Origin of the sequence: Mycobacterium sp. NBC_00419 (genome assembly GCF_036023875.1) — a bacterium.
In the GTDB taxonomy this organism is placed as follows: Bacteria; Actinomycetota; Actinomycetes; order Mycobacteriales; family Mycobacteriaceae; genus Mycobacterium.
In genome coordinates this window covers 1,502,849-1,515,973 of sequence record NZ_CP107931.1, presented here as the reverse complement: position 1 = coordinate 1,515,973, position 13,125 = coordinate 1,502,849, and the positions used below count along the sequence as shown (strand labels likewise).

At 69.1% G+C, this 13,125-nt stretch carries 13 protein-coding genes and 1 pseudogene; 10 read left to right on the top strand and 4 right to left on the bottom strand.

The genetic code is table 11. The annotated features are described in order from the left end of the window. Positions 1-4: 4 nt before the first annotated feature. Positions 5-949, bottom strand: a complete 945-nt coding sequence (gene dapD / locus OG976_RS06885; protein ID WP_328359677.1) for a 2,3,4,5-tetrahydropyridine-2,6-dicarboxylate N-succinyltransferase — start codon at positions 947-949, stop codon at positions 5-7. Between the two features lie 47 nt (positions 950-996). Here dapD and dapE point away from each other — a divergent pair, with 47 nt between their 5' ends. Continuing rightward, positions 997-2,073, top strand: a complete 1,077-nt coding sequence (gene dapE, locus OG976_RS06880; protein ID WP_328359675.1) for a succinyl-diaminopimelate desuccinylase — start codon at positions 997-999, stop codon at positions 2,071-2,073. Here dapE and OG976_RS06875 read toward each other — a convergent pair. Further along, positions 2,074-3,219: pseudogene (locus tag OG976_RS06875) on the bottom strand (AAA family ATPase); the annotation flags it as partial. It lies immediately after the preceding gene. Between the two features lie 75 nt (positions 3,220-3,294). Here OG976_RS06875 and OG976_RS06870 point away from each other — a divergent pair. The 7 genes from OG976_RS06870 to OG976_RS06840 all read left to right on the top strand — a co-directional run bounded on the left by OG976_RS06870 (position 3,295) and on the right by OG976_RS06840 (position 8,946). Next, entirely contained in the window at positions 3,295-3,876 is a 582-nt protein-coding gene (locus OG976_RS06870) for a TIGR00730 family Rossman fold protein (protein WP_328359673.1), read from the top strand. 38 nt (positions 3,877-3,914) lie between these two features. Then, complete coding sequence (fadD6, locus tag OG976_RS06865; protein ID WP_328359671.1) at positions 3,915-5,699, top strand: long-chain-acyl-CoA synthetase FadD6; 1,785 nt, start codon at positions 3,915-3,917, stop codon at positions 5,697-5,699. 145 nt (positions 5,700-5,844) lie between these two features. Further along, entirely contained in the window at positions 5,845-6,669 is an 825-nt protein-coding gene (gene folP, locus OG976_RS06860; RefSeq protein WP_243841612.1) for a dihydropteroate synthase, read from the top strand. After that, on the top strand, positions 6,666-7,601 hold the full coding sequence (locus OG976_RS06855; RefSeq protein WP_328359669.1) for a glucosyl-3-phosphoglycerate synthase: 936 nt from the start codon (positions 6,666-6,668) through the stop codon (positions 7,599-7,601). The genes folP and OG976_RS06855 overlap by 4 nt, the downstream gene beginning before the upstream one ends. A 92-nt stretch (positions 7,602-7,693) precedes the next feature. Further along, entirely contained in the window at positions 7,694-8,038 is a 345-nt protein-coding gene (locus OG976_RS06850; protein ID WP_328359666.1) for a DivIVA domain-containing protein, read from the top strand. Beyond that, positions 8,035-8,619: a DNA-3-methyladenine glycosylase I gene (locus OG976_RS06845; RefSeq protein ID WP_328359663.1), complete on the top strand. Its 585-nt coding sequence runs from the start codon at positions 8,035-8,037 to the stop codon at positions 8,617-8,619. Before OG976_RS06850 ends, OG976_RS06845 begins: the two co-directional genes overlap by 4 nt. Before the next feature lie 159 nt (positions 8,620-8,778). Continuing rightward, positions 8,779-8,946, top strand: a complete 168-nt coding sequence (locus OG976_RS06840) for a DUF3117 domain-containing protein (RefSeq protein ID WP_019510482.1) — start codon at positions 8,779-8,781, stop codon at positions 8,944-8,946. A gap of 48 nt (positions 8,947-8,994) precedes the next feature. Here OG976_RS06840 and glgA read toward each other — a convergent pair whose 3' ends face one another. Further along, positions 8,995-10,158 carry a glycogen synthase gene (gene glgA / locus OG976_RS06835; protein ID WP_328359660.1) on the bottom strand — a complete coding sequence of 388 codons (1,164 nt, stop codon included), beginning with the start codon at positions 10,156-10,158 and terminating at the stop codon, positions 8,995-8,997. Positions 10,159-10,307: 149 nt separating this feature from the next. Between glgA and glgC the strand changes: the two genes are divergently transcribed. Together glgC and OG976_RS06825 are read left to right on the top strand one after the other, a co-directional pair. Then, positions 10,308-11,522: a glucose-1-phosphate adenylyltransferase gene (gene glgC / locus OG976_RS06830; RefSeq protein ID WP_328359657.1), complete on the top strand. Its 1,215-nt coding sequence runs from the start codon at positions 10,308-10,310 to the stop codon at positions 11,520-11,522. A gap of 24 nt (positions 11,523-11,546) precedes the next feature. After that, positions 11,547-12,464 (top strand): DUF732 domain-containing protein, encoded by a 918-nt coding sequence (locus OG976_RS06825; protein ID WP_328359654.1) that lies wholly within the window; start codon positions 11,547-11,549, stop codon positions 12,462-12,464. A gap of 13 nt (positions 12,465-12,477) precedes the next feature. On the opposite strand, the gene OG976_RS06820 is transcribed toward OG976_RS06825, so the two are convergent. Next, positions 12,478-13,077, bottom strand: a complete 600-nt coding sequence (locus OG976_RS06820) for a DUF4126 domain-containing protein (protein WP_328359651.1) — start codon at positions 13,075-13,077, stop codon at positions 12,478-12,480. Between the last annotated feature and the right edge of the window lie 48 nt (positions 13,078-13,125).

Here is a 13,125-nt window from a genome sequence, read left to right as displayed (position 1 = left end):
GTGCCTAGTTGGCGTGCAAGGCCTCATTGAGCGCGATGCCCTTGCCGTCGCGCGCCACGACCTCCACCGCACCCGTCACCGAATTGCGGCGGAACAGAAGGTTGTTCGCGCCCGAGAACTCGCGCGCCTTGACCGTCGTACCGTCCGGGGTGGTGACCTTGGTCCCCGCCGTCACGTACAGCCCGGCCTCGACGATGCAGTCGTCACCCAGCGAGATACCCAGACCCGAGTTGGCGCCCAGCAGGCAGCGCTTGCCCACCGAGATCACCTCGGTGCCACCGCCGGACAGCGTGCCCATGATCGAGGCGCCACCGCCGACGTCGGAGCCGTCGCCGACCACCACACCGGCAGAGATCCGGCCCTCCACCATCGAGGCGCCCAGCGTGCCGGCATTGAAGTTCACAAACCCCTCGTGCATCACCGTCGTGCCCGGCGCCAGGTGCGCACCCAGCCGCACCCGGTCGGCGTCGGCGATGCGCACTCCGGTGGGCACCACGTAGTCGACCAGCCGCGGGAACTTGTCGACGCCGAAGACCGTCACCGGTCCGCGGCGGCGCAGCCGCATCCGCGTCTCCTCGAAACCCTCGATGGCACACGGGCCGTAGTTGGTCCACACCACATTGGTCAGCGCGCCGAAGATGCCCTCGAGGTTGCACCCGTGCGGCTCGACGAGCCGGTGCGAGATCAGGTGCAGCCGCAGATAGGCGTCATAGGTGTCGGCGGGCTTGTCGGCCAGGTCGGCGATCACGGTGCGCACCGCCACCACCTCGACACCGCGGTCGGCGTCGGGGCCGGCCAGCGCGGCGAACTCGTCGGGCGCGTCGGCCGCCGAGAGCCGGGTGGTGCCGGCCGGGCTGTAGGCGCCCAGTTCCGGGTCCGGGAACCAGGTGTCCAGGACGGTGCCGTCGGCGGTAACAGTGGCCAGTCCGAAGCCTGCAGCAGAAGTCACGGTGCTAGAGGTTAGTCCATTGCGTTGGCCCGCTAGCCTGGGAAGTTGTGCCGAACCCTGTACTGGACCTGAGCGCCGATCCGATCGCACTGACCGCTGCCCTCGTCGACATCCCCAGCGTGTCGCGCGACGAGGCCCGCATCGCCGACGAGGTCGAGGCGGCGCTGCGCGCGCAGACCTCCGGGTTCGAGATCGTCCGCAACGGCGACGCGGTGCTGGCCCGCACCAACCTGGGCCGCCCGTCGCGGGTGCTGCTGGCCGGCCACCTCGACACCGTGCCGATCGCCGACAACCTGCCCTCCCGTATCGAGGGTGATCACCTCTTCGGCTGCGGCACCTCGGACATGAAGTCCGGCGACGCCGTCTTCCTGCACCTGGCCGCCACGATCGCCGACCCGGCTCACGACATCACGCTGGTGATGTACGACTGCGAGGAGATCGAGGCCTCGGCCAACGGCCTTGGCCGAATCGAGCGCGAGCTGCCCGACTGGCTGGCCGCCGACGTCGCTATCCTCGGCGAGCCGTCCGGCGGCTATATCGAAGCCGGCTGCCAGGGCACCCTGCGGGTGGTCGTCTCGGCCACCGGCACCCGTGCGCACTCAGCGCGATCCTGGTTGGGCGACAACGCGATCCACAAACTCGGTGCCGTCCTGGACCGGCTCGCCGGCTATCAGGCGCGCGTCGTCGACATCGACGGCTGCACCTACCGCGAGGGACTCTCGGCGGTGCGGATCGACGGGGGAGTGGCCGGCAACGTCATCCCGGATGCGGCATCGGTGACGGTGAACTTCCGCTTCGCCCCCGACCGTTCGCCGCAGGACGCGCTGGCCCATGTGCAGGAGGTGTTCGACGGACTCGACGTGACCGTCGAGCAGACCGACGTCGCCGCCGGTGCGCTGCCCGGCCTGCAGCATCCGGCCGCCGCGGCCCTGGTGGCGGCCGCTGATGGGATGGTGCGCGCGAAATACGGGTGGACCGACGTCGCGCGGTTCGCCGCCCTGGGAATCCCGGCGGTCAACTACGGCCCCGGTGACCCGAACCTGGCGCACCGGCGTGACGAACGGGTCGCCCTCGCGCAGATCACCGCGGTCACCCAGGTGCTGCGCGCGTATCTGGCGGGTTAGTTAGTCCTCGAGGTCCTGAGCCTGCCGGGCGGCGTCCGCGGCGACGCCCGCCATCCCGATTCCGGCGAACTCCGCCGACGCCGTCCGCAGTCCGGCGGCGTCACGTGCCCGCAGGGCCCTGGCGTAGTCGAGGGCGAGACGTGCGACGACGGCGTCGACGTTGAGCCGCTCGAGGGCGTCCGCGGCCCGGGTGTCGCCGAGGCGCGCCGCGTCGATCAGTGCGCGCACCGCGACGGCCGATTGCCCGCCGCGCTCCGCGGTCTTGGCGGCGTCGCGCGCCGCGGCGATCGCCTCCGCGCTGTCCCGGCGGGCGGCCGCCGTCCACGCCTTGGCAAGCCCGAGCTCCGGCGCGAACAGCATCGACTTCAAGCCGTGCTTGGATTCCGCCCGCGCGAGGACCCGGCCGGCGTCGACGAGGCGGCCCGCCTGTGCGAGCGCCCGCGCCAGCAGCATCCAGGCCAGCGGTCCCCAGGAGTAGCCGGTCGGGGCCAGCGCGGCGGCCGACTCCTCGAGCAGGTCGGCGGCCGCCGCGGGATCACCGCGGGCGATCAGCACGTCGGCGACGAGCAGCGTGCCGATCGCGTGTGCGGGCTGCCCGCGCTCTGCGTCGTCCACCAGCTCCTGCGCCAGCGCCTGCGCCCGGTCGAGCTCACCTGCGAGCACCAGCGCGGTCGTCTGGCCGTATGCGGAGGTGAACCGCAGCAGCCCCGGATGCCCGGCGGCGATGGCCCGGTCGGCGAGGCCGTCGATGTCGGCGAAGGCGCCCATCCGCGCACCGCAGAGTGCGGCCGCCGCGGCCGCCCAGCCGATGGCCTGATCGTCGGCCTCGGCGGACGCGAGAACTGCACTGGCCAGTTCCATCGCGCGTTCGGGACTGCCCGCGTTCATGGCGAACGTGCCCAGCAGCGCGTCGACCGTCGCGACCGACGGACCTGTGGAGACCCGGTTGCGCAGGGTGCGCAGGAATGCCGTCGCGCGTTCGGGCTCGTCGAGCATCCAGAACTGATTGGCCGCCCGCGGCAGCGCCCACGCCATCAGTTCGGCCTCGGTGAGGGTGGCGGGGTCGACACCGGCGAGCACATCGGCCGCCTCCCGGCCGAGGCCCTGCCACGCCAGCTCCTGCGCTTTGGCGAGCGTGGCTTCCAGCGACAGTGACACCGCCGCAGTGTATGGCCGAGCCGCCGCTGGGCACGGCGAAATGCTGCGCGCTAGGTTTCTCGGGTGCAGCCCCAACCCGAAACCCCCGACGAGTGGGCGGTGTGCGTGTACTGCGCATCAGGCCCGCGCCATCCCGACCTGCTCGACCTGGCCCGCCGGGTCGGTGAGGGGATCGCGCAGCGCGGGTGGACCCTGGTCTCCGGCGGCGGCAACGTCTCGGCGATGGGGGCGGTGGCCCAGGCCGCACGTGAGCGCGGCGGCCGCACCGTCGGCGTCATCCCCAAGGCCTTGGTGCACCGGGAACTGGCCGACGTGGATGCCGACGAACTGATCGTCACCGACACCATGCGGCAGCGTAAGCAGGTGATGGAGGACCGCAGCGACGCCTTCATCGCGCTGCCCGGTGGAATCGGCACGCTGGAGGAGCTTTTCGAAACCTGGACGGCTGGGTATCTGGGGATGCATGACAAGCCGGTGGTGCTGCTCGACCCCGGCGGCCACTACGACGGCCTGCGCACCTGGCTGGCTTCCCTGGTCGACACGGGCTACGTCGCATCGGCGGCACTCGACCGGCTTCTGGTGGCCGGCGACGTCGACACCGCGCTGGCACTCTGCTCGTCCGAGGGTGCCGCGGGCCGGGGATAGGCTGGCTTTTCACACCCCACAGACGAGAGGTGACGCTGGTGCCTGGTGAGGACTCAGGATCGCGGAGGCATTCGGTCGGACTGCTCGACCTGGCGACCCGGTTGCCTGCGGTGGTGATGGACGCGCCGGTGATCGTGCGGGGTGCGCTGACCGGGTTGCTGGCGCTGCCGACGTCGAAGGCCTCGATTGGCAAGGTGTTCCAGGACCGCGCCGCCCGCTACGGCGACCGGGTGTTCATCCGCTTCGGCGAGCAGAAGGTCACCTACCGGCAGGCCAACGAGACCGCCAACCGGTACGCGGCGGTGTTGGCGGACAAGGGTGTTCGCCGCGGCGACGTCGTGGGCATCATGCTGCGCAACTCGCCCGACGCGGTGCTGATGATGCTGGCCACGGTCAAGTGCGGCGCGGTCGCCGGCATGCTGAACTACCACCAGCGCTCAGATGTGTTGGCGCACAGCATCGGTCTGCTCGAGGCGAAGGTGCTCGTCGCCGAATCCGATCTCGTCGAGGCGATCACCGAGAGCGGTGCGGAGGTGGCCAATGTGGTCACCATCGAGGACATGGCCCAGCAGGCGCACGGCAAGCCTGCCGACAATCCCGCGTCGGCCGCCGAGGTACAGGCCAAGGACACCGCCTTCTACATCTTCACCTCGGGCACCACCGGCCATCCCAAGGCCAGCGTGATGACCCACCACCGCTGGTTGCGGGCGCTGGCCGCGTTCGGCGGGCTGGGGCTGCGGCTCAAGTCCGGTGACACCCTCTACTGCCCGCTGCCGCTCTATCACAACAACGCGCTGACGGTCGCGGTGTCGTCGGTGATCAACGCGGGCGGCACACTGGCGCTGGGCAAGTCGTTCTCGGCGTCGAAATTCTGGGACGACGTCATCGAGATGGAGGCCACCGCCTTCATCTACATCGGCGAGGTGTGCCGGTATCTGCTCAACCAGCCGCCCAAGGACACCGACCGCGCACACAAGATCCGGGTGATCGCCGGCAACGGGCTCCGTCCGGAGATCTGGGAGGAGTTCACTCACCGCTTCGGGATCGACCGGGTGGCCGAGTTCTACGCCGCCAGCGAGGGCAACGCCGCCTTCATCAACATCTTCAACATCCCCAAGACGACGGGCATCAGCCCGCTGCCCCTGGCCTACGTCGAGTACGACCCGGAGACCGGCGAGCCCGTGCGTGACGACAACGGCCGGGTGCGCAGGGTGCCGTCGGGCAAACCGGGCCTGCTGCTGAGCCCGGTCAGCAAGCTCGCGCCCTTCGACGGCTACACCGACAAGGCGGCCAGCGAGAAGAAGCTGGTGCGCAACGTCTTCAAAGAGGGCGACGTCTGGTTCAACACCGGCGACGTGATGAGCCCGCAGGGGATGGGCCACGCCGCGTTCTCCGACCGCCTCGGCGACACCTTCCGCTGGAAGGGCGAGAACGTCGCCACCACCCAGGTCGAGGGTGCGCTGGGGGTGGACAAGAACATCGAGGAGTCCACCGTGTTCGGCGTCGAGGTGCCCGACACCGGCGGGCGGGCCGGGATGGCGGCGGTCACCCTGCGCGACGGGGTGGAGTTCGACGGCAAGGCATTGGCCGAGACCGTGTACGCCAACCTGCCCGGCTACGCCGCACCGCTGTTCGTCCGGGTGGTCGAGTCGCTGGAGACCACCTCGACGTTCAAGAGCCGCAAAGTCGACCTGCGTAAGCAGGGCTACGGCTCCGACGTCGAAGACCCGCTCTACGTGCTCAACGGCCGTGAGGAGGGCTACGTGCCGTTCTACGACGAGTACCCCGGGGACGTCGCCGCCGGCAAGCGGCCCAAGGGCTGACCCGACTTTTCCGCCCAAACGTCGGTTTCGGCGAAGAACTCCGAGTAGGTCACACCATTTCGTCGATCTCGGCGTGACCAGGCACCATGGTGGAGTGAAGTCGACGTTCTGCGGACGGCCGGTGGCCGGTGATCGCGCCTTGATCATGGCGATCGTCAACCGCACCCCCGACTCGTTCTATGACCGGGGCGCGACGTTCACCGACGAGGCCGCCAAGGCCGCGGCCTACCGCGTCATCTCCGAGGGCGCCGACGTCGTCGATGTCGGCGGGGTCAAGGCCGGGCCGGGAACCGTCGTCGACGCCGACGAAGAAGTCGCCCGCGTCGTCCCGTTCATCGAATGGCTGCGCGCCGAATTCCCTGATCAGCTGATCAGCGTGGACACCTGGCGGGCCTCGGTAGCCAAGCAGGCTTGCGCGGCCGGGGCTGACCTGATCAACGACACCTGGGCCGGTGCCGACCCGGCGCTGCCCGAGGTCGCCGCCGAGTTCGGGGCTGGCCTGGTGTGCTCGCACACCGGCGGCGCGGTTCCGCGGACCCGGCCGTTCCGGGTGAACTATGGGACCACCGTGACCGGTGTGGTCGACGACGTCATCGCCGAAGTGACCGCTGCCGCCGAGCGGGCGGTGGCCATCGGGGTCGCCCGCGACGCGATTCTGATCGATCCGACGCACGATTTCGGCAAGAACACTTATCACGGCCTTACTTTGTTGCGCCACGTAAACGATCTCGTTAAGACCGGATGGCCCGTCCTGATGGCGCTGAGCAACAAGGATTTCGTCGGGGAGACTTTAGGTGTGGAGCTGACCGAACGGCTGGAAGGCACCCTGGCGGCAACGGCTCTGGCCGCTGCCGACGGCGCCCGGATGTTCCGGGTGCACGAGGTGGGGCCCACCCGGCGCGTGCTGGAGATGGTCGCATCGATCCGGGGGGATCGTCCGCCGACGCGAACGGTGAGGGGACTGGCATGACCGAACTCGCGGCCAAGGACACCTTGCCCGGTGACACCTGGCTTTCCGACCACAGCTGGTCGCATCCCACCTGGACGATCGAGGACCTGGTGGCCGCCAAACGGGGCCGCACCATCTCCGTCGTCCTTCCCGCGCTCAACGAGGAGGAGACGGTCGGGTCGGTGATCGGGACCGTCCGCCCGCTGCTGGGCGGCCTGGTCGACGAGATCATCGTGCTGGACTCGGGCTCCACCGACGGCACCGAGATCGAAGCGATCGCCGCCGGGGCGCGGGTGGTCAGCCGCGAGCAGGCGCTGCCGGAGATCGAGCCGCAACCGGGCAAGGGTGAGGTGCTGTGGCGCTCGCTGGCCGCCACGACTGGCGACATCATCGTGTTCGTCGACTCCGACCTGATCGACCCCGACCCGATGTTCGTGCCGCGGCTGGTCGGCCCGTTGCTCACCGGCGAGGGCATTCACCTGGTCAAGGGGTTCTACCGGCGACCGCTGACGGTCGGCAAGGGTGAGGACCCCAATGGCGGCGGCCGGGTCACCGAACTGGTCGCCCGCCCGCTGCTGGCGGCGCTGCGCCCCGAGTTGGGCTGTGTACTGCAGCCGCTGGGCGGCGAATACGCCGGGACCCGTGAATTGCTGACGTCGGTGCCATTCGCGCCGGGCTACGGCGTGGAGATCGGCATCCTGATCGACACCTACGACCGGCTGGGGCTCGACGCGATCGCCCAGGTCAATCTGGGCGTGCGGGCGCACCGCAACCGGCCGCTGACCGATCTGGGGGCGATGAGCCGCCAGGTGATCGCCACTCTGCTGTCCCGTTGCGGGATCGCCGACTCCGGCGTCGGGCTGACCCAATTCCTGCCCGACGGCGACGAGTACCTGCCGCGCACCACGTCGGTGTCGCTAGCCGACCGTCCGCCGATGAACACCCTGCGCTGAGATTGACGCCACGCAGCAGAACCTCAAGTAGGTCCCTGCCAGAGTTCAATCTCGGTGCCGGTCTGTCGGCCGGTTAGGGCAATATCGGTGTCGTGACATTGATCCTGCTGTACCTGGTGGTGCTGATCCTGATCGGCACCGTCCTGTTCGGGGTGGCCAGCCTGGTGTTCGGACGCGGCGAGGAGCTGCCGCCGCTGCCGCGAGCCACCACCGCGACCGTGCTGCCGGCCTCCGGGGTCACCGCCGCCGACGTCGAGGCGGTCAAGTTCACCCAGGTGCTGCGCGGCTACAAGACCAGCGAGGTGGACTGGGTGCTGGACCGGCTCGGTGCCGAACTCGACCAGCTGCGCGCCGAGTTGGCCACCGTGCGCGCCGTCGCAGGCCTCGACGAGCCCGCGGTGACCCACCACGGCGCCGTCGACGGGGAATCGGTGTGAGCGAGCCGGACGACGACGGACTCGTCCGCTGCGGCTGGGTGGGCGGGCAAACCCAGCTCTACCGCGACTATCACGACCAGGAGTGGGGACGGCAGCTGCGCGGCGGGGTCGCGCTGTTCGAACGGATGAGCCTGGAGGCCTTCCAGAGCGGGTTGTCGTGGCTGATCATCCTGCGCAAGCGGGACACCTTCCGCGCAGCCTTCGACGGCTTCGACATCGAGACCGTGGCCCGCTACACCGACCGCGACGTCACCCGGCTGATGGCCGACACCGGCATCGTGCGCAACCGCGCCAAGATCGAGGCCACCATCGCCAACGCCCGGGTCGCCGCCGACCTCGACGTCGACCTGTCTGATCTGCTGTGGTCCTACGCCCCGCCGGCGCGACCCCGGCCCACGACGCTGGCCGACGTGCCGTCGCTGAGCCCGGAGTCCCAGGCCATGGCCAAAGACCTCAAGAAGCGCGGTTTCCGGTTCGTCGGACCGACCACCGCGTACGCGTTGATGCAGGCCACAGGCATGGTCGACGACCACGTCCAGTCGTGCTGGGTGCCCCCGTCCGGTGCCCCGAATCGGCGGTGATCCCACTTGCTGGCACGGGTCTTCCACACGCATGCGCCCGAATAAGGAACAATGGAACCTGAAAACAGGCAGTTCAGTGCCGGGACGCACCAGCCATGCGGTCTGGCACCGATCCGGGTCCGCGTTCGCGGGCCGGCTCGAATCTGGAGGGAGTACTCGATGGCGGCGATGAAGCCCCGGACCGGTGACGGTCCGCTGGAGGCAACCAAGGAGGGGCGCGGCATCGTGATGCGGGTACCACTGGAGGGTGGTGGTCGGCTCGTCGTCGAGCTGACGCCGGCCGAAGCCGCCGCGCTCGGTGACGAACTCAAAGGCGTCACCAGCTAACTGATCAGTCCACGAAACCCCGCGTGATGTCGCGGGGTTTTGTGCTGCCTACGCCGAGACCGTGCGGTAGATCTCCAGCGTCTGCTCGGCGATATGGGCCCAGGAGAACTCGTCGATGCAGCGCTGCCTGCCCACCTGGCCGTAGCGCTTCGCCCGCTGCGGATCGCCGACCAATGTGTTGACCGCCTCGGCGAGGCGGACCTCGAAGCCGGCCGGATCGGCTGCGTCGTAGTGCACCAGCGTGCCCGTCACGCCGTCGTCGACAACCTCCGGAATGCCGCCGACATCCGAGGCCACCACCGCCGTGCCGCACGCCATCGCCTCGAGGTTGACGATCCCGAGCGGTTCATACACCGACGGACACACGAAAGCTGTCGCCGCCGAGAGTATTTCGCGGATCTTGGGGGTCGGCAGGAACTCCTGCACCCAGAACACGCCGCTGCGCTGTGCCGCCAGCTCCTGCACCGCGCCGCTGACCTCCGCGGCGATCTCCGGGGTGTCCGGGGCGCCGGCGCACAGCACCAGCTGAATCTCGGGGTCGAAGCGGTGCGCGGCGGCGATCAGATGCGGCACACCCTTCTGGCGGGTGATCCGGCCGACGAACGCCACCATGGGTCGCGACGGGTCGACGCCGAGTTCGGCGAGCACCGAGTCGCTGCCTTCGGGCGCTGCCGGGTACCAGACGTCTGCGTCGATGCCGTTCTTGACCACGTGCACCCGGGCAGGATCCAGCCCCGGATACACCGACAGCACGTCCTCGCGCATTCCCGAACTCACCGCGATCACGGCGTCGGCGGCCTCGACGGCGGTTCGCTCCACCCAGAGTGAAACCCGGTAGCCGCCGCCGAGCTGTTCGGCCTTCCACGGCCGCAGTGGTTCCAGCGAATGTGCGGTCAGCACATGCGGAATCCCGTACAGCAGCGAGGCGATGTGCCCGGCCATGCCGGTGTACCAGGTGTGCGAATGGGCCACCGTCGCCTCCGCCGCGGCGTTGGCCATCACCAGATCCGCCGACAGCGTCGACAGCGCGGGGTTGGCGCCCCTGAGTGCGGGATCGGGCTGGTGCACGAAAACCCCTGCGCGAGGCGCTCCCATGCAATGCACGTCGACCTCGCAGAGCCGCCGCAGCTGTGCGACGAGCTCTGTCACGTGTACTCCGGCGCCACCGTAGACCTCGGGTGGGTACTCCCGAGTCATCATCGCCACCCGCATGGAACCGACCGTAGTAGGCCCGGCGCGTGATTGCAGCTTTGTGGTCAACGTGGTTGAGGCTGAGCGGAAGTCTCTCTCAGAGCGCGACACCCGCGCGCAATAGTGTCAATGGCCTAGCCGTCTACGGCGGCTGCCATTAGGTTTGCATCATGAGGGAATTGCCACATGTCCTGGGCATCGTCCTGGCCGGCGGAGAGGGCAAGCGTCTATACCCGCTGACCGCTGACAGGGCCAAGCCTGCGGTTCCCTTCGGCGGCGCCTACCGCCTGATCGACTTTGTGCTGTCGAATCTGGTCAACGCCCGGTACCTGCGTATCTGTGTGCTCACGCAGTACAAGTCGCATTCGCTGGACCGTCACATCTCGCAGAACTGGCGGCTGTCGGGTCTGGCCGGCGAGTACATCACCCCGGTGCCCGCGCAGCAGCGCCTCGGCCCGCGCTGGTACACCGGCTCCGCCGACGCGATCTACCAGTCGATGAACCTCATCTACGACGAGGATCCCGACTACATCGTGGTTTTCGGTGCCGACCACGTGTACCGGATGGATCCCGAGCAGATGCTGAAGTTCCACATCGAGAGCGGTGCCGGGGCAACGGTTGCCGGCATTCGGGTGCCCAGGGCCGAGGCGCACGCGTTCGGCTGCATCGACGCCGACGAGTCGGGGCGCATCAAGGACTTCATCGAGAAACCGGCTGACCCGCCGGGCACGCCCGACGACCCGGAGCAGACGTTCGTCTCGATGGGCAACTACATCTTCACCACGAAGGTGCTCATCGACGCCATCCGCGCCGACGCCGACGACGACCACTCCGACCACGACATGGGCGGCGACATCATCCCGCGCCTGGTGTCCGACGGGATGGCCGCGGTCTACGACTTCAACAACAACGAGGTGCCCGGCGCCACCGAACGCGACCACGGCTACTGGCGCGACGTCGGAACGCTGGACGCGTTCTATGACGCTCACATGGATCTGGTGTCGGTGCATCCGGTGTTCAACCTGTACAACAAGCGCTGGCCGATCCGGGGTGAGTCGGACAACCTGGCGCCGGCCAAGTTCGTCAACGGCGGCTCCGCGCAGGAGTCGGTCGTCGGGGCGGGCAGCATCATCTCGGCAGCCTCGGTACGCAACTCGGTGCTCTCGAGCAATGTCGTGATCGACGACGGCGCGATCGTCGAAGGCTCGGTGCTGATGCCGGGCGTCCGGGTGGGCCGTGGTGCGGTGGTCCGCAAGGCGATCCTGGACAAGAACGTCGTCGTCGGCCCCGGCGAGATGGTCGGTGTCGACCTGGAGAAGGACCGTGAGCGGTATGCCGTCAGCTCCGGCGGGGTGGTCGCCGTCGGCAAGGGCGTCTGGATCTAGCCGGTTGCGGCAGCGCAGTACTCGATGATCCGCTGGCTCCGTCGCCGCCCCGCCGAGGGCGGGCCGTCGACCTGTCCGTACTGCCAGTCGTCGCTGGATGTCAGCGGCACGTGTGCGCGCTGCGGCGGTGTGCAAGCGCCCCCGCCGCCGACCGGCTGGCGGCCGGATCCGACCGCGCGACATGAGGGCCGCTACTACGTCACCGACCGGCCGACCAACCGGGTGCGTGACGGCAGAGCCCAGTCGACGGACTCGGCCGGCGGCGCGATGCTGCCCGACTACGTCGAACTGCCGGCCGCGCGATCCAGTGTGCGCTCGACATGGCTGGCGACCGGAGCGACCACCGCGATCCTCGTCATGGTCGCAGCGGTCGAGTGGGTGCTGTGGACGGGTCGTCACACCTCGCCGCCGCCACCGGAAGTCGGTTATCTCGAGGCACTCAAGAGCGCGGATCTGAGCAAGGAGTTCAACTCCGATGCCAACGCCGTCGCCCACGGGCACGCGGTCTGTCGTGCGCTCGACGATGGTGGCCCGCAGCAGGGGCTACCGGCCGACAAGCTCGCCGTCGACGCATTCTGCCCCCAATTCAACACGGGCTTCCGCGTTCTGGAATCCGCCACGGTGCCAGGGGTTTTCGTGCTCACCGACAGCATGGGCACACAGGCGATCAGCACTGACGGAGGTGCGTGTACCGGGGCGGGCGGCTACGCCGATGTCGGCGCCAGCACCGCGGTGACGGTGAAGAACGGCAAGGGCGAGATCCTGGCCACCACGGCACTCGGCCCGGGCAAGGGCGATACCGCCACCTGCACCTTCTCGTTCAACTTCACCATCACCGAAGGCCAGGACCGCTACGTCATCTCGGTCGGCCACCGCGGGGAGTTCAGTTACAGCTTCGGGCAGCTTCGGGCGCGCGGGGTGCAGATCCACCTCGGGCTGTGACCGCAGGGCGGGCTCAGGGTTCGGTCGCGGCGCGGGCGCGCTTCTTGCGCCGCCGTTTTCGCAGCAGCGAGAACGCACCCCACGCGAGAGCGACGAGCACCACGAGTACGAGCGCCGGCAGCAGGATCGCGATGAACACCAACCCGACGCTGGTGACGTCCTCGATGGTGCTCAGCACCGGCGCGGCCACCCCGGCGGTGGCGACGTTGGCGGCCGGACGTACCGCGGTCTTGGTCAGGTGCACCACCAAGGCGGTGACGACACCGATGGCGATCGGCACCCACTGCCCGGTGCGGGCGAACTCGCCCGGGTCGGTGACGGCCGCGGTCTGCGACGCGGTGCCCGAACCGAACACGATGCCGCCCGCGGTGGGCCGCACGAAGGTCTGCACGGCGTCGTTGACCGAGTCCAGTGCCGGAATCTTGTCGGCGACGATCTCGATCAGCAGCAGCACCGCGACGATGCCGATGACCCAGCCGTTCTCCAGCCAGGCCCAGCCGTGCGGCAGGTTGACCAGGTTGGTGAACCGGCCCAGCAGGCCCATCGCCAGCAGCGGGATGTAGGCGTTCAGGCCGGCGGCACTGGCCAGCCCGAATCCGGTCATCAGCTCCACGCGGGCCTCCTCAGGCCGGGATGACGGGCACCAGCAGGTGCGAGTCGC